At 63.4% G+C, this 17,061-nt stretch carries 22 protein-coding genes; 7 read left to right on the top strand and 15 right to left on the bottom strand.

Annotation, left to right across the window (positions count from 1 at the left end):
- Positions 1 to 12: 12 nt before the first annotated feature.
- From LPA35_RS17660 to LPA35_RS17650, 3 genes are all read left to right on the top strand, one after another.
- Positions 13 to 558 (top strand): GNAT family N-acetyltransferase, encoded by a 546-nt coding sequence (locus LPA35_RS17660; RefSeq protein WP_228897866.1) that lies wholly within the window; start codon positions 13 to 15, stop codon positions 556 to 558.
- Between the two features lie 19 nt (positions 559 to 577).
- Positions 578 to 1,936, top strand: a complete 1,359-nt coding sequence (gene glp / locus LPA35_RS17655; protein ID WP_228897865.1) for a gephyrin-like molybdotransferase Glp — start codon at positions 578 to 580, stop codon at positions 1,934 to 1,936.
- 162 nt (positions 1,937 to 2,098) lie between these two features.
- Entirely contained in the window at positions 2,099 to 2,431 is a 333-nt protein-coding gene (locus LPA35_RS17650) for a thioredoxin family protein (RefSeq protein WP_121505996.1), read from the top strand.
- 85 nt (positions 2,432 to 2,516) lie between these two features.
- Here LPA35_RS17650 and LPA35_RS17645 read toward each other — a convergent pair whose 3' ends face one another.
- The 4 genes from LPA35_RS17645 to LPA35_RS17630 all read right to left on the bottom strand — a co-directional run bounded on the left by LPA35_RS17645 (position 2,517) and on the right by LPA35_RS17630 (position 8,644).
- Positions 2,517 to 5,675: an efflux RND transporter permease subunit gene (locus LPA35_RS17645; RefSeq protein WP_121420516.1), complete on the bottom strand. Its 3,159-nt coding sequence runs from the start codon at positions 5,673 to 5,675 to the stop codon at positions 2,517 to 2,519.
- Positions 5,676 to 5,697: 22 nt separating this feature from the next.
- Positions 5,698 to 7,146, bottom strand: coding sequence for an efflux RND transporter periplasmic adaptor subunit (locus LPA35_RS17640; RefSeq protein ID WP_228897864.1), 1,449 nt, complete (start codon positions 7,144 to 7,146; stop codon positions 5,698 to 5,700).
- A 203-nt stretch (positions 7,147 to 7,349) separates the two neighbouring features.
- Positions 7,350 to 7,799, bottom strand: a complete 450-nt coding sequence (gene rnhA / locus LPA35_RS17635; RefSeq protein WP_055398194.1) for a ribonuclease HI — start codon at positions 7,797 to 7,799, stop codon at positions 7,350 to 7,352.
- The gene (locus tag LPA35_RS17630) at positions 7,796 to 8,644 is read right to left on the bottom strand and encodes a class I SAM-dependent methyltransferase (RefSeq protein ID WP_228898417.1); all 849 of its coding nucleotides are present in this window, start codon (positions 8,642 to 8,644) and stop codon (positions 7,796 to 7,798) included. Before LPA35_RS17630 ends, rnhA begins: the two co-directional genes overlap by 4 nt.
- A 179-nt stretch (positions 8,645 to 8,823) precedes the next feature.
- Between LPA35_RS17630 and LPA35_RS17625 the strand changes: the two genes are divergently transcribed.
- The 4 genes from LPA35_RS17625 to LPA35_RS17610 all read left to right on the top strand — a co-directional run bounded on the left by LPA35_RS17625 (position 8,824) and on the right by LPA35_RS17610 (position 11,361).
- A complete protein-coding gene (locus LPA35_RS17625; protein ID WP_228897863.1) occupies positions 8,824 to 9,864 on the top strand; it encodes a site-specific integrase in 1,041 nt (346 codons plus the stop codon).
- A 193-nt stretch (positions 9,865 to 10,057) separates the two neighbouring features.
- The gene (locus LPA35_RS17620) at positions 10,058 to 10,654 is read left to right on the top strand and encodes a GspH/FimT family pseudopilin (RefSeq protein WP_228897862.1); all 597 of its coding nucleotides are present in this window, start codon (positions 10,058 to 10,060) and stop codon (positions 10,652 to 10,654) included.
- A 10-nt stretch (positions 10,655 to 10,664) separates the two neighbouring features.
- A complete protein-coding gene (locus tag LPA35_RS17615; RefSeq protein ID WP_228897861.1) occupies positions 10,665 to 10,973 on the top strand; it encodes a hypothetical protein in 309 nt (102 codons plus the stop codon).
- A 157-nt stretch (positions 10,974 to 11,130) separates the two neighbouring features.
- A complete protein-coding gene (locus LPA35_RS17610) occupies positions 11,131 to 11,361 on the top strand; it encodes a hypothetical protein (protein WP_228897860.1) in 231 nt (76 codons plus the stop codon).
- A gap of 24 nt (positions 11,362 to 11,385) precedes the next feature.
- Here the strand turns inward: LPA35_RS17610 and LPA35_RS17605 are convergent, their stop codons facing one another.
- The 11 genes from LPA35_RS17605 to LPA35_RS26120 all read right to left on the bottom strand — a co-directional run bounded on the left by LPA35_RS17605 (position 11,386) and on the right by LPA35_RS26120 (position 16,657).
- A complete protein-coding gene (locus LPA35_RS17605; RefSeq protein ID WP_228897859.1) occupies positions 11,386 to 11,574 on the bottom strand; it encodes a hypothetical protein in 189 nt (62 codons plus the stop codon).
- A gap of 82 nt (positions 11,575 to 11,656) precedes the next feature.
- Positions 11,657 to 12,550, bottom strand: coding sequence for a hypothetical protein (locus LPA35_RS17600; RefSeq protein WP_228897858.1), 894 nt, complete (start codon positions 12,548 to 12,550; stop codon positions 11,657 to 11,659).
- A gap of 45 nt (positions 12,551 to 12,595) precedes the next feature.
- Positions 12,596 to 13,144: a hypothetical protein gene (locus LPA35_RS17595; RefSeq protein ID WP_228897857.1), complete on the bottom strand. Its 549-nt coding sequence runs from the start codon at positions 13,142 to 13,144 to the stop codon at positions 12,596 to 12,598.
- 19 nt (positions 13,145 to 13,163) lie between these two features.
- A complete protein-coding gene (locus tag LPA35_RS17590; protein WP_228897856.1) occupies positions 13,164 to 13,367 on the bottom strand; it encodes a hypothetical protein in 204 nt (67 codons plus the stop codon).
- Positions 13,367 to 13,573 carry a hypothetical protein gene (locus tag LPA35_RS17585; protein WP_228897854.1) on the bottom strand — a complete coding sequence of 69 codons (207 nt, stop codon included), beginning with the start codon at positions 13,571 to 13,573 and terminating at the stop codon, positions 13,367 to 13,369. The genes LPA35_RS17590 and LPA35_RS17585 overlap by 1 nt, the downstream gene beginning before the upstream one ends.
- Positions 13,570 to 14,118 carry a lysozyme gene (locus LPA35_RS17580; protein ID WP_228897853.1) on the bottom strand — a complete coding sequence of 183 codons (549 nt, stop codon included), beginning with the start codon at positions 14,116 to 14,118 and terminating at the stop codon, positions 13,570 to 13,572. The genes LPA35_RS17585 and LPA35_RS17580 overlap by 4 nt, the downstream gene beginning before the upstream one ends.
- Positions 14,115 to 14,426, bottom strand: a complete 312-nt coding sequence (locus LPA35_RS17575) for a hypothetical protein (RefSeq protein ID WP_228897852.1) — start codon at positions 14,424 to 14,426, stop codon at positions 14,115 to 14,117. The genes LPA35_RS17580 and LPA35_RS17575 overlap by 4 nt, the downstream gene beginning before the upstream one ends.
- A gap of 51 nt (positions 14,427 to 14,477) precedes the next feature.
- Positions 14,478 to 14,822, bottom strand: a complete 345-nt coding sequence (locus LPA35_RS17570; protein WP_228897851.1) for a hypothetical protein — start codon at positions 14,820 to 14,822, stop codon at positions 14,478 to 14,480.
- Between the two features lie 10 nt (positions 14,823 to 14,832).
- Positions 14,833 to 15,207: a hypothetical protein gene (locus LPA35_RS17565; protein WP_228897850.1), complete on the bottom strand. Its 375-nt coding sequence runs from the start codon at positions 15,205 to 15,207 to the stop codon at positions 14,833 to 14,835.
- Positions 15,204 to 16,031, bottom strand: a complete 828-nt coding sequence (locus tag LPA35_RS17560) for a hypothetical protein (protein WP_228898451.1) — start codon at positions 16,029 to 16,031, stop codon at positions 15,204 to 15,206. The genes LPA35_RS17565 and LPA35_RS17560 overlap by 4 nt, the downstream gene beginning before the upstream one ends.
- Positions 16,032 to 16,243: 212 nt before the next feature.
- On the bottom strand, positions 16,244 to 16,657 hold the full coding sequence (locus LPA35_RS26120) for a hypothetical protein (protein ID WP_304505258.1): 414 nt from the start codon (positions 16,655 to 16,657) through the stop codon (positions 16,244 to 16,246).
- Positions 16,658 to 17,061: the final 404 nt, after the last annotated feature.

Here is a 17,061-nt window from a genome sequence, read left to right as displayed (position 1 = left end):
CGCACCGCTGCGATGAACGCGCACACGCCTGCGGTCGCCCGTGCAGTGTCGATCCGCCCGTTGGTCGCATCGGACGCTGTGGCCTACAAAGCCCTTCGCGACGAGGCTTTGCGCACCGCGCCGGATGCGTTCACGTCCGACTACGAATCCTCGGTGGGCCGCGATGCCAGCGAGTACGTGGCGCGTTTTGGCGCGCCGGAGTCGGGTCAGTTCTTCCTCGGTGCCTTCGATGCCGCAGGCCAGCTGGTCGGCTGCCTGGGCTGTGAGCGCGAGCAGCGCACCAAGCAGCGGCACCTCGCCACGCTGGTAGGCATGATGGTTGCGCCACAAGCCCAGCGCCAAGGCATCGGCCAGCAGCTGGTAGCCGCCTGTGTAGAGGCCGCCAGCCGCGTGCCCGGGCTGACCCAGCTGGTGCTGACGGTCACGGCCTCCAACACGCATGTCGTGCGCTTGTACGAGCAGGCCGGGTTCCGCGCCTGGGGCCTGCTGCCCCACGCCATCGTGGTGGACGGCGTGGGCTTTGACAAGCTGCACATGGTGCGCGTGCTGCACGACTGATTGAAAGTTACTGAGACCCATGAAAACCATTGCCCAGATTGCCGCCGAACTGCAAGGCTACGACCCGCAGGCCCTGAGCGCTGCCGATGTGAACACGTTCTTGGAACGGCTGGTCGAGCCCGTGAGCGCCACCGAAGACTTGCCCCTCTTCAGCGCCCTGGGACGCGTGCTGGCGCAGGACGTGATTTCGCCCATCAGCGTGCCACCACACGACAACTCGGCCATGGACGGCTATGCGTTTGCCGGCGACCAACTGGTCGCAGGCCAGCCTCTCACGCTGCGCGTGGTGGGCACGGCGCTGGCGGGCAAGGCCTGGGTGGGCACCGTGGCGGCGGGCGAGTGCGTCAAGATCATGACCGGCGCCATCATGCCCACGGGCCTCGATACCGTGGTGCCGCAGGAGTTCACCACAGCCGCCGCAGCTGACGGCCACATCACCATCGCGGCCGATGTGCTCAAGACCGGCGACAACCGCCGCTTCAAGGGCGAAGACTTGATGGAGGGTAGCGTGGCGCTGGCCAAGGGCACGCTGCTGGCGCCAGCTGCGCTGGGCCTGGTCGCCAGCCTGGGCCTGCCCACCGTCACGGTGTACCGCCGCCTGCGCGTGGCGTATTTCTCGACCGGCGACGAGATCCTGAGCCTCGGCGAACCACCCCGCGAAGGCGCCGTGTACGACAGCAACCGCTACACCGTGTTCGGCCTGCTCACGCGGCTGGGCGTAGAGGTGATCGACCTGGGCGTGGTCCGCGACGAGCCGGAACTGTTGGAGGCCGCATTTCGCAACGCAGCGCAGCGCGCGGACGCCATCATCACCAGCGGCGGCGTGAGTGTGGGGGAGGCCGACCACACACGCACCATGATGAAGAAGCTGGGCGACGTGGCCTTCTGGCGCATTGCCATGCGGCCGGGCCGCCCCATGGCGGTGGGGCGCATTGCCACCACAGAAAATCAAGCAAAATTGGCCTCCAGCGCTTATCCATCAAGCGCTAACAGCTATCAAAATGATACCAATCAACCCCACAGCGGTGCGGTGTTGTTCGGCTTGCCTGGCAACCCCGTGGCCGTGATGGTGACGTTCCTGGCCTTTGTGCGCCCCGCACTGCTGCGCATGATGGGCAGCACACAATCCGCCCCGCCGCTGCTGCGCGCCATCAGCACCGAAGCCATGCGCAAAAAGCCGGGCCGCACCGAATACCAGCGCGGCACCGTGACCACCGCAGCCGACGGCACGCTGCAGGTGCGCACTACGGGCAACCAGGGCTCCGGTGTGCTCAGCTCGATGGTGCAGGCCAACGGACTCATCGTGCTGCACCACGGCCAGGGCAACGTGGCCGTTGGCGACACGGTGGATGTGATGGTGTTTGACGGCGTTATCTGACCCCCTGAGTCGCTTTGCACCTTCCCCCCAGGGGGACGGCCTTCACTGCGGGGCGGCCCTTGCTAAGCATCCCTCACAGGAGCCGCGCCCGTGGCACCCCGCGCGGGCGAAGCACAGCACAATGGCTCTTTTCATTTGCACCCGTTTGGAAATCTTGCGCCCATGCCCTACACCGCCCAGCACCTTGCGCAACCCCCATCCCGTGACGAGGTGGACCGCCTGACAGGCGCCGCCGTTGTGGAATTTGGCACCCCGTGGTGCGGCCACTGCCAGCGCGCGCAGCCACTGATCGAACAAGCGCTGAAGGACCGCGCAGACGTAGCGCACATCAAGGTGGAAGATGGCCCCGGCCAGCGCCTGGGTCGCACCTTCGGCGTCAAGCTGTGGCCCACGCTGGTGGTCTTGAAGGACGGCAAGGAGGTCGCTCGCCTGGTGCGGCCGCAGGGGCAGCAAGACGTTCTGGACGCCGTAAACACCGTCTCGGCACCTGAATGAGGCACGCGTCCGACTCCGAATAGAAAGAAGCCCCATCGGGGCTTCTTATTGGGTCGCACCGCTCCGCCGTTGGGGCTCCGCATGGCTACTTGGCCACGTAATCGTGCGGCGGGTGCAGCGGATGCTCAGGCTCCTCGGCAGCCACGGCCGTGTTCGCACCCGGCACTGCCTTGCGCGCAAACAGGGTGTACATGGTGGGCACCACAAAGATCGTGAGCAGCGTGCCCAGCGACATGCCTCCCACAATCACCCAGCCGATCTGCGTGCGCGTCTCGGCGCCAGCGCCTGAAGCCAGCGCGAGCGGGATGGCTCCCAGCACCATGGCGCCGGTGGTCATCAGGATGGGGCGCAGGCGCTGGGCCGAGGCCTTGACGAGCGCATCCACCATCTCCATGCCTTGCTCGCGCAGCTGGTTGGTGAACTCCACGATCAAGATGCCGTGTTTGGTGATGAGCCCCACCAGCGTGATCAGCCCGATCTGCGAATACACGTTGAGCGAGCCGCCGCTCCACTTGAGCGCCAGCAGCGCACCAATCATCGACAGCGGCACCGAGACCATGATCACCAGCGGGTCGATGAAACTCTCGAACTGCGCGGCCAGCACCAGGAAGATAAAGACCAAAGCCAGTACGAAGACGATGCCCAGCGCCCCTTGCGAGCTCTTGAACTCGCGCGAGGTGCCGTTGAGTTCGGTGGTGTAGCCGGGCTTGAGCACTTTCGCCGCCGTGGCGTCCATGAAGCTCAGCGCCTCGCCCAGCGAGTAGTCAGGCGACAGGTTGGCCGTGATGGTGGCCGAGCGGCGCTGACCAAAGTGGTTCAGCTCGCGCGGGCTCACGCTTTCGCGCACGTTGACCAGGCTGGACAGCGGGATCATGGCTTCGTTGCGGCCGCGCACGTAGATGGTGTCGATGTTCTCGGGCGTGGTGCGGCCCCTGGCCTCGGTCTGCACGATCACGTCGTACTGCTCGGCATCGCGCTTGTAGCGCGTCACTGTGCGCCCTCCCAGCATGGTTTCGATGGCCTTGGCCACCACATCCACGCTCACGCCCAGGTCGGCGGCGCGTTCGCGGTTGACTTCGATGCGCAGCTCGGGCTTGTTCAGCCGCAGGTCCACGTCGGGGCCGACGATGCCGGGGTTCTGCGCGATCTCGGCCATGAAGGCGTTGGTGACGGCGTTCAGGTTTTCGTAGCTGTCCGAGGTCTGGATCACGTAGGTGAGCGGACGCGAGCGAAAGCCCTGACCCAGCGACGGCGGCGTGATGAGAAAGGCGTTGACGCCAGGCAAGCCCGACACCTTGGGCTGCAGTTCGCGCGCCAGCTCCAGCGTGGTGCGGTCACGCTTCTCCCAATCCACAGTGCGGTAGATCACGCTGCCCTGGGCCACGGTGGGGTTGCCGATGTTGGCGAAGATGCGGTCGAACTCGGGGTAGTCCTGGCCGATCTTTTCCAGCTCCAGTGCGTAGCGGTTGGTGTAGTCCAGCGTGGCGCCATCGGGGGCGGTGACGCTGGCCAGGATGGTGCCCCGGTCTTCCAGCGGCGAAAGCTCTTGCCGCATGCTGGGGTACACCACCACCAGCGCCGCACCACTCACCGCCATCACCGCCAGCACGATCCAGCGGGCCTGGAAGATGGCGCCGCGCACGCCCCCGCGCTCGCTGCCCTTGGACGACCAGCGGGCCGTCACCAGCCATCGCAAAAGGCGGCCATAAGCGTCTGACAGAGACGTGAGCCAGCGCTCCATCGAGCGGTCGAACCAGTTGGGCTTCGGGTTGTGCTTGAGCAGCAGCGAACACATCATGGGTGACAGCGTCAGCGCCACGAAGCCGGACACCACCACCGCGCCCGCCAAGGCCAATGCGAATTCCACAAACAACCGGCCCGTGCGGCCCGGGGTAAAGGCCAGCGGGGCATACACCGCCACCAGCGTGAGCGTCATGGCCACGATGGCAAAGCCGATTTCGCGCGCGCCCTTGATGGCGGCTGAGAACGGGTCCAGCCCTTCCTCGATGTGGCGGTAGATGTTCTCCAACATCACGATGGCATCGTCCACCACCAGGCCGATGGCCAGCACCAGCGCCAGCAGCGTGAGGGTGTTGATCGAAAAACCCGCCAGCGACATCAGCGCAAAACTGCCCACCAGGCTCACCGGGATGGTGATGATGGGAATGATGGACGCGCGGAAAGTACGCAGGAACACGAAGATCACCAAGGCCACCAGCACCACGGCCTCGGCAATGGTGGTGTAGACGCTTTTGATGGACCGGTCGATGAACAGTGAGTTGTCGTTGGCAATGTCGATGCCGATGTCAGGTGGCAGATCTGCCTTGAGCGTAGGCAGCATGGCGCGCACGCCCTGCGACAGCTCCAGCGGGTTCGCGGTGGCCTGGCGGATCACGCCCACGGAAATGGCTTCGCGCCCGTTCAGGCGCACGCGGCTGCGGTCGCTGGCGGCGCCCTCTTCCACCCGCGCGACGTCGCGGATACGGACCGGGAAGCCGTTCACGGTGCGGATCACCACCTCGGAAAACTGCGACGGCGTGGCCAGGTCGGTCTGCGAGGTGACGCTGAACTCGCGCTGCTGCGACTCGATGCGGCCTGCGGGCAGCTCCAGGTTGTTGCGGCGGATGGCGTCTTCCACGTCCTGCGTGGTCAGGCGGTAGCCCGCCAAACGCTCGGGGTCCAGCCACACGCGCATGGCGTATTTCCGCTCGCCGTAGATGGGCACATCGGCCACACCGGTCACCGTCTGCAGCCGCGGCTTGACGATGCGGTTGATGAGGTCGTTGATCTCCAGCGGTGTGCGTGTCTCGCTGCTGAAAGCCAGCCACATCACGGGCGAGGCATCGGCCTCCACCTTGGCGATCACGGGCTCATCCACGGCATCGGGCAGGCGGTTGCGCACCCGCGCGGTGCGGTCGCGCACCTCGGCGGCGGCGTTGTCGGCGTCTTTCTCCAGCCGAAAGCGCACGCTGATCTGGCTTTGCTCGGCCCGGCTGATGGAGGTGATGACGTCTACCGCGTCAATGCCCGCAATGGAGTCTTCGAGCGGCTTGGTGACCTGGGATTCGATCACCTCGGCCGACGCGCCCGCATAACGCACGCTGACGGTGACCACGGGTTCGTCGATCTTGGGGTATTCGCGCACCGACAGGCGCGTGAAGCTCACGGCGCCGATCAGCAGCACCAGCAGCGAGAGCACGGTCGCAAAGACCGGTCGGCGTATCGATATTTCAGCGAGTTGCATGGCAGTCCTGGAACTTCATCGATCACGCAGGATGGCGTGGGCTGCCTTGTGGTGCGCGGCCGGGCGTGCCCGCAAGCTGGCAAGGGTTGGGGCCCGGCAAGGGCGCCACCACGGCATTGGCAGATGCCGCAGCGGCGGCGGTAGCAGCATTGGCAACGGGTGCGGCTGCCATCGGCTGCGCCGCTGCCCGGGAGCTGCTGGCGCTGCCAGCCCCGGTGGGCGCTGGTGCATCGGTTGGTGCCACGGCACCTGCAGCACGGTCTGCACCTGCCGCCCCGGCCGAGGCGGCTGCGCGCGCGGGTGATGGCGCACCGCCATTGCTCTGCTTGCCTGGCTTGCCCAGTTCCACCACACGCACTGGGGTGCCATCCTTTTGGATGCGCTGCTGGCCTGCAGTCACCACCACATCTCCCATGACCAGACCATCCACCACTTCCACAAACCCGGGGGTGCGCGCACCCAGCTTGACAGGTGTGCGCCGCGCCACGCGGCTGCCAGGCTCCTTGCCATCCACAATCTTGAACACATACGGGCTGCTGCCGTCGGGCACGATGGCTTCCTCGGGGATCACCCGGGCATCGCTGCGCTCTGAAAACACGGCCGTCACGCGCGCAAACATGCCGGGGCGCAGTTGCAGGCGCCGGTTGTCAATGCAGCCGCGCACCACCACCGAGCGGCCATCGGCGTCAATCTGGGGGTTGATGGCCTGCACCACGGCGCTGTAGCGCACGCCGGGCAAGGCGTCGAACGCCACCTGGGCGGTCTGGCCCGTGCGGACCTTGCTCTGCAAACGCTCGGGCAGGCGGAAGTCCACATACACCACATCCAGGTCTTCGACATTGACGATGTCGGCACCGTCCTTGAGGTAGTCGCCCACGTTCACCCCGCGAATACCGGCGATGCCGTCAAACGGCGCCACGATCTTCAGGCGCGAGGCCGTGGCCTGCGCCAAGGACAATTTGGCCCGCGCCACTTCGAGGTTGGCGGCACTTTCATCGACCGAACGCTGGCTGATGAAGCCCTGGGCCACCAGTTCCTGATTACGTTTGTGGTTGGCCTGGGCGATGGAGAGCTCGGCTTGGCTCTGCTGCACCTGGGCGCGGGGCAACTGGTCGTCAAACTGCACCAGCACCTGCCCGCGCCGCACGCGCTCGCCGTCGCGAAAGTTGAGCGCCGTGATGCGACCGCTCACCTCGGGGCGCAGCACCACGCTCTGGCGCGACCGCAGACTGCCCACGGCCTCGGCATCGTCGCGCAAGGCCATCTGCCGCACGGCCACGGCCTCTACCGCCACGGGGCGGCCTGCGCCCCCACCCTTGGCCGCCGCACCAGCCGGCGCGGCGCTACCCCTGCCGTCGGCAGGCGCCTCGCTACGCACGGACTGGGCCGGTTTCTGAAGCCACCAGGCTGCGCCCGACGCGGCAGCGATGCCGATGACAGCGAAAACGATGTATTTGTTCTTGGACGCCATGGGTCGATGAAGCGGGTGATGTGGGGAAGGCAGCTAAACAATGTATCAGTGCGTGTCTTGCGCTGCAGCAAACCTTGGCATACCCACAAGGGCAATTGCGGCAGATTTACGCAGGCTTTACATGCTGCAGAGACAAAAAAAGCCCCGGAGGGGGCTTCTGATGCCGTGGTGCACAGACGCTGCGCACCGATAGACGCCCACCGTCACCCACGCCCCAGGGCTTTTTCGACACCCCGGTTGGCCAGTGCATCGGCCCGCTCGTTGCCTGGATCGCCCGAATGCCCTTTCACCCAGCGCCATTCGATACGGTGGCCAGCCGTGCTCACCAGCGCGTCCAGCCGCTGCCACAGCTCCACGTTCTTGACCGGCTGCTTGGAGGCCGTGCGCCATCCCTTGGCCTTCCAGCCGTGAATCCACTCGGTGATGCCCTTGCGTACATATTCGCTGTCGAGGTACAGCGTCACGGCGCAGGGGCGCTTCAAGGCCGACAGCGCCTCGATCACGGCCATCAGCTCCATGCGGTTGTTGGTGGTGCCCAGCTCACCCCCAAAAAGCTCTTTTTCTGTCGATCCCGAACGCAACCATGCACCCCATCCCCCAGGGCCGGGGTTGCCCTTGCAGGCGCCATCTGTGTATATCTCTACCTGGTTCAAACTGTGTTCCTGTCTCTGTCGTCGCTGTCTGTGAATATGCGCGAGGTGCTACCCGTTGCACCCGCCGGGCCTGCCCGGTTGGCAATGGGCACTGTGGAGGCGGCACGCTGTCGGCTGGACCGCCAGGCGGGCTCCAGCAAACGCATGCCGTGAACCCGCTTGACCGCCACCAGAAAATAAGCCGCGCCAAAAATAGGCCACCACCGCTCGCCCAACGGGTCCATGAAGCCAAAACGCTCCAGCCACTGGGTGCTGCGCACCGCCGGACGATAACAGCCAAACCGGGCCGACTCGACCTCAAAACTCAAAAGCCTGAGCCAGTCGCGCAGGCGCCGGTAGCCAATGAACTCGCCCACATCCGGCAGGTACAAAGTGCCCCCACCCAGACGCTGGATCATGCGGGCACGCCACTGGCGCAGCCCCCACAGGCTGGTCGGGTTCAGCCCGCTGATGACCACCCGGCCCTCGGGCACGAGCACGCGCTCCACTTCACGCAGGGCGGCGTGGGGGTCAATGCTCAACTCCAGGGTATGGGGCAGCACCAGCAGATCGAGGCTCGCCGCCGCAAACGGCAAGGCCACGGGCTCTGTCAGCAGATCCACCGCGCGGCGCTGCAGGGGGGCATCGCTATTACCGGTCTCTAGAAAGGCGATGGAACCCCGCACCGCCTCCTGCCCCAGCGCCAGCCATTGGTGCGGCATGCGGTTGGTGCGGAGGCCATCCAGCAAGGGCATTCCAAGCTGCAGGCTGTGGTAGCCAAAGATATCGGCCACCGCCTCATCGAAGCGCGCCTGCTCCCACGCCAGCAGGTACCGGCCCGGCGGGGAATCGAACCAGTGGTGCAAACCTATAATTTCCACACAGCTCCTGAACCACCGGGCACAATCCGGCATTTATCGTTACGGATCAACATCTTATGATGCGTTTGTGGTGTGACAGCAACCACATGAAATCACCTTTTGGCACATCAAAGCACTTTCCGGTGTGACAATCGGTGTGACAAAACCGCCCTGTCACACCGCACATGCCTACGATCCGCCAGCGCAACGACCGCTTTCAAGCCCAGGTACGAATCAAAGAGGATGGCCGCATTGTCCATCAGGAGAGTGCGACCTTCGACACCCGCGCCCAGGCCCAGGCTTGGGCCTCAGCGTTGGAAAAGCGCATTGCAAAGACCGGGGTGCAGGCCAGAAAGCAGGGGCAGATATCCCTGGCTGACCTGATGGATATGCACGTCAAGATGCTCAAGAAGATCGGGCGCGAGTACGAAGCTGTCGAGCACAGGTTCAAGAACATCCGGGCCTATCCATTCACCGAAAAGCCGGTGGACACCGTCACATCGGCGGATTTCATTGACTGGGCGGTGCAGCACTCGGAGGGGCGCTCCCCAGCCACACTGCTGAACCACATGATGGCCGTGCGGGCGGCCTACCGGGCGGCGCCAGTGGCACACGGTATACCGCTGGACATGGCCGTGGTGTCGAACGCCCTGGATCACCTGCGCCGAATGCAGGTGGTGGCGCCCAGTAAGCGCCGGGACCGCCGCGTGACGGACGCCGAGATGGACATGATTGATGCGTGGTGGCGCAGGCTGGAAGGGACCATGATCCCCCTGCCGACGATCCTGCGGTTTCTGGTGGCCCTGCCCCGGCGCCGCGAGGAAATCATGAACGCCAAGTGGGCGGACTACAACACCAAAAACCACACCCTCACGCTCAGGGACACAAAACACCCGACCATGCCACGGGATGAGGTTGTGCCGGTGCCGCCAGCGGCGCAATCCATCCTGGCGGGGATGCCGCGCACCGAAGGCCGGATCTTCCCGTTTCTCGGTACGTCGGTCAGTGCGGCTTTCCAGCGGGCGGCCAAGCTGCTGGAGCTGGAAGACATCACCCTGCACGACCTTCGGCACGAAGGGATCAGCAGGCTTTTCGAGGCTGGACTGTCCATCCCCGAGGTGTCTTTGATTTCAGGCCACACCAGCTGGGAATCGCTCAAGCGGTACACACACATTCAGCCAAAGCATGTGCTGGAGAAACTGGGCGGGGTCCGTGTTGTCAAATGAAACGCCTGGCCATCCATCCCCCTGCCGCCTACCGCTGATCCGTGTAGACGGCACGTTCCTCCCGGTGTGCGCTATTCCACACACTCGCCGGGCCTATTTTTGGGCAGAATCAAGTCTTTGGTGCTGGATTGCGCCGGACTTCCTGCGCCCGCATACCAAACCAGCACACGCTGACTCTTTTCAAGGGTGATTCATGCTTCACACTTCATCGCCATCCCATCCACACAAACAGACCGGGTTCACCCTCGTCGAGGTCTTAATGGTGGTGAGCATCTTGGGACTGCTGGTTGCCCTGGCGCTGCCGAGTTTCCAACCACTGATCGAACGCTGGCGAGTTAAAACAACGATTGAGGAACTGCAGGGCAGCCTGTATTTCGCCCGGTCCAAGGCGATTGCCATCGGTGGCAACATCGCCATCGTCAAGAACGACGTTTCGGGCAGTTGTGTGTCCACCGGAAATGATGATTGGACTTGCGGCTGGCGGATCTTTGTTGACGCAGACAGAAATGGAACGCAAGCCGCGTGCACCCCAGCCGACCCAACCGAATGCACCATTCAAGAAATGAGCCCTTCGCCGCACACTCTGTTGGTTGTCGCGCCGAATGACGGTGGAGCCCTTTTCATGGACAGAGGCGGCAGGATCACAAAAAAGAATGGGTTTGACACAATCGCGAATGTCTCTGTTGACGTGATCGCAAAAAATAAAACCCTGACCGACTTGAGCACCCGCCGACTTTGTATTTGGGGTGCTGGGCGTTTAAAGCAAGTCAAAGGCTCTGAGTCCTGCTAAGGAGTTCACCATGATGCAAGAAACCGATTTCTCGAACCCCATCAACCGGGCCAAAATGTCCGTGCTGATTGCCGTCACCGTCAGCGCGATTGGCGCGTTCATGCTGTTCATCTGTGCGGCATTGGGCAGCGAGCTTGCAATGAATTCGCTGATGAACCTGACGCTGCCGAGGTTCAACGTCTTCGCAAACTTCCTGCCGGTTGACCTGTCCGAGGTGAAAAATGGCCTTCATCTGGCTATGGGCGTGGTGATTCTGCAAAGCGCCTTGTTTCTGTCGGTGGTGATTTTCTTTGCATGGTCGTTCATGCGGAAAGACTAAACCCCACAGCTCCCAAGAAGCCCGCCGCGTGCGGGCTTTTTCATTGGCGCTGTCTGCGTTTTATTGTTTTTCAGCTACCCAGGATAGATGGTCACGACGGCACAAAAATACCATTTGACTACTACAACAAGAACCCGGCACAAAATGAAAGCTCCTCATGAAAAATGAAGAACAAGCCCAACGCGACAATGAGTATGAGCAGGCTTGGCAAGCTGCGGTGAATCGCATCAAGCCCAAGTTGACGCCTGAATTTTTGGGCACGCTGGCCGAAGTTGCCAAAACTTACGGGTGGGAAGGCGACTACCACGAGGTGGGGAAATTTGTAGAAAAAGTCTACACAGACTTTGCCGGTGTGCCTGCCCCAGACTTGAACCCCTACAAATACTGAGCCTGTCCAAATCAAAGGTCACCGTCACGACGGCAACCGATCCCCGCTCTCATACCCTTCCCTGCCGTCCAAGCTGTTGTGCATCCACATGTCCGGCTCTTCAACATCCTCGACCGGCCTGCACCAGCACTTGCTTGTGTAGTCGTGCGGGCGGTAGTCGTCCATCGGCGTGACGTGGATTCCATCGTCGGTGGAGGCGACAAGCCAGGTCATGGTGGTGTGTGGTTGGGTGTCGGCCTGGCTGGGCGAACCACTTGGCCATCCCGGCGCACCGGGGCGGGCCTTGCCGACGTGATCAGACGCCCGGGAAGTCGGGCCGTTTTGGCGCTGCACTTGCAGGAGCTGGGCATTCGCTCCAGAAGGCGTCATGCAGATGGTTGAATGCGCGGTTGACGGCAAAGTTGAAACCTGGGTGCAGCGTTCCAAGCTCTGCCATGGCGCGCTCAATGGCCGGATACAGGACGGCTGATGCGTGGGAGTCTGTGGGCGCGGCCCCGCAACATCCTGCCGATGGTCCGCATTTCGCGTAATCCTCTGCCGTAGGCTTCCATCCTTGCGCCTCTCCGGCCTCGTCAATGCATTCGCGGGAATGGGCATAGCCATTTGCTGCGCTTGCCATGCAGCGCTCGCCTTTGCATCCGCTGTGATGGCTGTTGGCCTGAATCTCGCTCTCAATGTAGGCGGTGCCGTGATCCAGCACAGGCGGCGGCGCGATAGCCACCGGATGTGGCGCAACCGGCGCCAGTTCATCCAGCACCGTTTTGATGCCCTTGGCGATGGCGGCTGCATTTTCTGGGGCGTGCGCGATCTGGGCAGATGCGCCCGACAGCAACACACGCTCCAGTTCCTCGCGGTGGGTTGGCTGGCGATACTCACCGCCCTTTGCAAGCACCTGCTCGGCCGCATCAGTCTTTGCGGCTTGGCCCTTCTGGTAGGGCATCCACTCGCAATAAGTTCCGGGAGGTGTGCCGTTTCCTTGCCACATCGTCACGCTGGTGCGTGAGTGAGCAAATCCACTGGCATCAAAGACGGTGAGGTTCACCTTGTCGCAATGGTCGAACACGCGTGCAATGATGGCCGCGTACGGCTGACCATCTTGATGACGAGCGAAAGTTGCTTCGCCGGTTAGTTCGCTTGGGTGAAACCAGACAACGCGGCCCACAGAGGGCTTGATAAATTGGGGGCTCATGGTCTTCTCAGTGTGTTGACCCGGCAACCGGCCGGGGCGGCTCGGTCAGGGCGCCATCAGCGCCCGGTCTGCATCAATCTGTCCGCGCTGCAGCACTACTTCTGCGTCGCGCCGGGCAAGAGCTTCTCGGTGTTCTGCAACCACTCCTGCCCCCTCGACAATGTGGCGGTCGAAGGCTTCAAGTCGATTTGCGAGATCGCGGCGGGCAGCGTCGTCGGCTTGGGCTTGCGCGCGATAAGTGGCGGCTCTGCGGTCTGCGTCGAGGCGCAGCCGCTCAACGCGAGCAAGGTCAGCGCGAGCAATGGCATCGCGCACAGGTTGCGAAGTGGTGAAGGCATCGGAGTTCTCCTGTGTGGCGGTGGCATGGGCGGATTCCTTGCCTGCCGTTTTCGTCTCGTCGGCGCGCGCGGCTTCGGAGCGCTTGAGGCTGGCCTGAGTGGCGGTGGTGATCAGCTTCTGGTGCGCAAGCTGTTCGAAGTGCAGGCGGCCGGTCTGAACCAGCAGAAGCCCGCCAGCCGCGATTGCTGCGACCATCCAGCCATAGGCTTTGAGTTGGGCAAAGATCACCGCCACGCCCTCCACCAGAACCACCACATGGCTATCAGGATGGGGTTCATCGCGTGCCCCTGCGCTTCCAGCGCTTCACAGCAAAGACGATCAGCGCCACGATTGCGGCCAGCAGCAGCGCGTCGCACGCCCACCCGACAGGCGTCAGCAGGAAGAACATCAGCGCCTCGCCCCACCACGGCAGATAGAAGCCGCTTGCCAGGGCTGCCCCGGGTAGCAACGCGAAGATGGCAAGGGCTAGGGCGCGCATCAGATGCTCCCCTTCTCTCGCTGGATGCCAGCCTTCACGCCCAGCCCAAAGAAGTGCCGCGCCATCTGCTCAAGCTGGCGCTCAGACCACGGCGTGCAGCCAACTTCGGCGCACTCCTTGGCGTCGGCCTCGGAGACTTCAAGGCCCTTGGTGGTGGCGCAGCCGGTGAGGACAAGGGCGATCACGGCAACAGCTAGCGATTTCATAGCAAGTCCTTTCGACTGCACATGACCATTTCAGCCTTGCGCCGGTTGTGCAGGCCCGGTACATAGACGGCCTTGCCGTTCTCGGTCACGAACGACCAGTTGGGGTCTCCGGATGGCGTGAAGGCCAGCGCGCGGCATCCTTCTTCAAGTCGCCCGGCGTTGATCAGGCCCAGCGCCTTGCTGGCGCAGGTGTTGCCCACACCAACGTTGTGCGCGTGGCTGCTCAGGGCGTCGAAGGTGCTTTGGCTGATCCGGGTCTTGACGCAGTCCAGCAGCTTGAGCTGGGTCTTTTCGACCACCATGCGGTTGACTTCGTCGCAGCGCTCCTGGCTCCAGACGTCGCCCACGATGACGGGGTAAGGGCTGGTGGCGTTGGTGATGCCATCGCAGACGGTCGGGATGCCGCGCGCCAGGCGGTCGGCGTAGACCTTGGTGGCTTGCTTCTTGTCGGCTTCCCAGTCGTGGAGGAATGTCGCGAGGCCTGAGCTGGCGAGCACCAGCGGCACGCCGAACTTGATGACGACCTTGCGGACCGCCTCTTTCATTTTGGGTTCACCCCAGACTTCCAGGCCGTCCAGAGTGCGGCGACTGATGCCAAGGCTCCGACGATGTACCCGAGGGGTTTGGCGAGCCGCCCGATGTACTCAAACACCCGGAACGCGCCTTTGAAGGAAGTGAACAGGTCAACCAGTTCTGCGGTACTGGCCGCTGTTTGCTGGGTGGCCGCTGTGTTCGCGGCCAGATCCTGTTCGATACGCCCCATGCGGGCATCACCAGCATCGAGGCGCACTTTGATCTCGGCGATTTCTTCCGAGTGGGCCGCTGGGGCGCCTTGAGTCTGTGCTTGATCCATGAGCCCGGATGATCCGGGCCATGAAACATGCGCGCGAACCCTACTGGGGGTCTAGATGTGGTCCCCGCTTGGGTCAAACTGGTCCAGCAATTGCTCGGCCCACACCGCAACGGCTTTGCGCCAACCAGAGCTGGTCTTGTTGTGGCGCTTAAGGCGACTGGTTACAGTGAGTTCGCGCGGAAGTTCCACGAGGATGATGGTCAAGATGAACACGTTGCAGATCAAGTCAAGCACCAACCCAACGAAGAGCAGCGGGTAGCCGAAGAACTTGGGCCAGAACGTCAGCGTGTTCGCAGTCTTGCCGCGCTTGAGGTTCATGACCGCGAGGTACACCACCCACAGGGCGTACAGCAGCAGCAAGGCATAGACAGGCGCGAGGATGATTGCTTGAGACATTGCAGGCCCTTCAGGTGATGAGGTACTGGCGAAGCGTGGCGATTTGCTCTTCACATTCCTTGAGCAACCGATAGCCTTTGTTCTTGGCGCGCACATATTCCAGAGGCACGTTCTGAGCTTTGGCCTGCGACTCCACCATCAAGATCAACCCCTCGCGCACGATGCGCTGTGGCGATCCGCTAGCCTGCTCAAGCTCTGCGATCAGCGCCAGGGCGACTTCGGGCGTGGGTGGATCGGCGGGCTCTGGAACGTTGCCCGCTGCAAGCCATGCTTCGTAGGCCAGTGTTTCGGGGTGCGGGTCAATGCCCGGAACCTTCGCCGTTGGCACATTCGTGTCGCCATCCTTGACGACGTAGCCTTCATGGGTGAGCTGGTAGGTGGTCATGCGTACTGCCCCCCAGTGGCCGTTGATCCGGCTGAGTTACCTGGCAGAAAGGTCGCGCCTGCACCGAAGGTGTTTAAGACCGAGTTGAGCGTCACGCTGTAGCGCGCACCTGTTGCTGACCCGGAAAACGTCACGGACTGAATCGCGGCGAGAGCCAGGGAGTCCAAGCTAGCGAACGTTGTGAAAGCCGGGGTGCCTGTCAAGGTGATCGTGATCCCACCGGCGACGAACGAACTGCCGTTCGCTATTTGCAGATGTGTCGGCGCGCCGCCGCTGATCGTGCAATTTGCGGAGTAGCGGGCAAATCCGCCTGCACCAACAACAACATGACCGCTCGCGCAGGCTCCGAAATCAATGTTTCGCAGCTCGACGTTGGATGTTTTACCGCTAGGGAAAACCGCATATCCGCTGGTGGTGGTCTGCAGCTTCATGCCCGTGATGCGCCACAGGCCGCACTCCACACCTGCAAAGCAGTTGTTGCTCGTGACGCTCATCACCACATTCGAGGGGGTTGTGGTGTCACCGAGAAGTATGGCGACGCCGCCGCCTGTGACGTACTTTTTCAGGGTGAGCGCTGCCGTCCGCGTTCCGGGACCAATCTGCACCGTGCAGTCGTACAAGCTGAGGTCCAGGGAGCAGAGTGTGTCGATGCCTTTCTGCACCGTCAGGAAGGCCCCGCCAGCGGAGTCCACCAGCCCGGTATTGCTGTCGCTGCCATCCGTGCGCACGTAGTATGTGCGGGCGGCCGTGAGTTTCTCGCGGAACAGGCCCTGGAAGTATGCAAGCAGCGTTGCCTTGAGGTTCGCCCAGGTGAGCTTCTTCAAGACATTCGAAGCGGCACTGTCCACCAAGCCCAGTTCATCGGCATCAACCGGCGTTGCCTTGCTGGTGGTCGCGTGAATCTCTGCAGCGATGTCTGCAGCGCCACCCGTCGCCCCGGTTGCTCCGGTGGCACCCGTTGCACCAGTGGGACCAGTCGCCCCCGTGGCGCCTGTCGAACCCGTAGGGCCGGTTGCGCCCGTTGCCCCGGTTGCGCCTACAGGCCCATCATTCCCATCAACACCGTCCGCGCCGGTAGCTCCCGTTGGACCTGTTGCACCAGTTGGACCTGTAGCTCCGTCTGCGCCATCATTCCCCGTCGCGCCTGTTGGCCCGGTGGCACCGGTACTGCCAGTTGGGCCGGTCGCTCCATCTGCACCGTCAGCACCATCATTGCCGGTGGCCCCGGTTGGACCTGTGGCTCCTGTTGCACCAGCCGCACCATCGGCCCCGGTAGCGCCAGTCGGACCAGTTGCGCCCGTGGCGCCATCGCTACCTGCAGCGCCATCTGCGCCGGTTGCCCCTGTGGGTCCGGTAGGCCCAGTTGCTCCTGTGGCTCCCGTAGCGCCTTGAGCGCCATCGGCACCGTCACTGCCCGTAGCACCAGTTGCGCCGGTAGGTCCTGTCGCACCGGTACTACCGGTTGCACCCGCAGCCCCTGCGGCCCCATCGTTACCCGTGGCTCCTGTCGGGCCAGTAGCGCCGGTGCTTCCAGTCGCGCCCGTTGATCCGGTAGGCCCCGTGGCGCCAGTGGCCCCAGTCGCTCCGGTTACCCCTGCTGCGCCGTCACTTCCGGTAGCTCCTGTGGCGCCCGTGGGGCCAGTTGCTCCCGTCTCACCCGGCGCGCCAATAGGGCCAGCATCAATCCATCCGTCGTCGGTATAAGCCCAGACTCTTTCCTGAATGATGTAGGCGTCGCCAAAATTTGCTGTTGGCGGCAGAAGCCCGGTATTTGCAAGTTCGCCCAGCAGGTTGATGCCGGTGCCAGATGCGCCTGTCGCCCCGGTAGGCCCTGTGGCCCCGGTCGCGCCTGTA

Origin of the sequence: Acidovorax sp. Leaf73 (assembly GCF_916855635.1) — a bacterium.
Taxonomy (GTDB): Bacteria; Pseudomonadota; Gammaproteobacteria; order Burkholderiales; family Burkholderiaceae_C; genus Acidovorax; species Acidovorax facilis.
Note: the sequence above shows the minus strand (reverse complement) of the source record. Positions and strands in the feature narration are given on the sequence as shown.

Bases quoted from the DNA above. Each gene is read 5' to 3' on its own strand.
- glp (WP_228897865.1), top strand. From the start codon at position 578: ATGAAAACCATTGCCCAGATTGCCGCCGAACTGCAAGGCTACGACCCG.
- LPA35_RS17605 (WP_228897859.1), bottom strand. From the start codon at position 11,574: ATGACCTGGCTTGTCGCCTCCACCGACGATGGAATCCACGTCACGCCG.
- LPA35_RS17570 (WP_228897851.1), bottom strand. From the start codon at position 14,822: ATGTCTCAAGCAATCATCCTCGCGCCTGTCTATGCCTTGCTGCTGCTG.
- LPA35_RS17610 (WP_228897860.1), top strand. From the start codon at position 11,131: ATGAAAAATGAAGAACAAGCCCAACGCGACAATGAGTATGAGCAGGCT.
- LPA35_RS17590 (WP_228897856.1), bottom strand. From the start codon at position 13,367: ATGCGCGCCCTAGCCCTTGCCATCTTCGCGTTGCTACCCGGGGCAGCC.
- LPA35_RS17580 (WP_228897853.1), bottom strand. From the start codon at position 14,118: ATGAAAGAGGCGGTCCGCAAGGTCGTCATCAAGTTCGGCGTGCCGCTG.
- LPA35_RS17620 (WP_228897862.1), top strand. From the start codon at position 10,058: ATGCTTCACACTTCATCGCCATCCCATCCACACAAACAGACCGGGTTC.
- LPA35_RS17585 (WP_228897854.1), bottom strand. From the start codon at position 13,573: ATGAAATCGCTAGCTGTTGCCGTGATCGCCCTTGTCCTCACCGGCTGC.
- LPA35_RS17600 (WP_228897858.1), bottom strand. From the start codon at position 12,550: ATGAGCCCCCAATTTATCAAGCCCTCTGTGGGCCGCGTTGTCTGGTTT.
- LPA35_RS17645 (WP_121420516.1), bottom strand. From the start codon at position 5,675: ATGCAACTCGCTGAAATATCGATACGCCGACCGGTCTTTGCGACCGTG.
- LPA35_RS17650 (WP_121505996.1), top strand. From the start codon at position 2,099: ATGCCCTACACCGCCCAGCACCTTGCGCAACCCCCATCCCGTGACGAG.
- LPA35_RS17615 (WP_228897861.1), top strand. From the start codon at position 10,665: ATGATGCAAGAAACCGATTTCTCGAACCCCATCAACCGGGCCAAAATG.
- LPA35_RS17575 (WP_228897852.1), bottom strand. From the start codon at position 14,426: ATGGATCAAGCACAGACTCAAGGCGCCCCAGCGGCCCACTCGGAAGAA.
- LPA35_RS17640 (WP_228897864.1), bottom strand. From the start codon at position 7,146: ATGGCGTCCAAGAACAAATACATCGTTTTCGCTGTCATCGGCATCGCT.
- LPA35_RS17625 (WP_228897863.1), top strand. From the start codon at position 8,824: ATGCCTACGATCCGCCAGCGCAACGACCGCTTTCAAGCCCAGGTACGA.
- LPA35_RS17660 (WP_228897866.1), top strand. From the start codon at position 13: ATGAACGCGCACACGCCTGCGGTCGCCCGTGCAGTGTCGATCCGCCCG.
- LPA35_RS17565 (WP_228897850.1), bottom strand. From the start codon at position 15,207: ATGACCACCTACCAGCTCACCCATGAAGGCTACGTCGTCAAGGATGGC.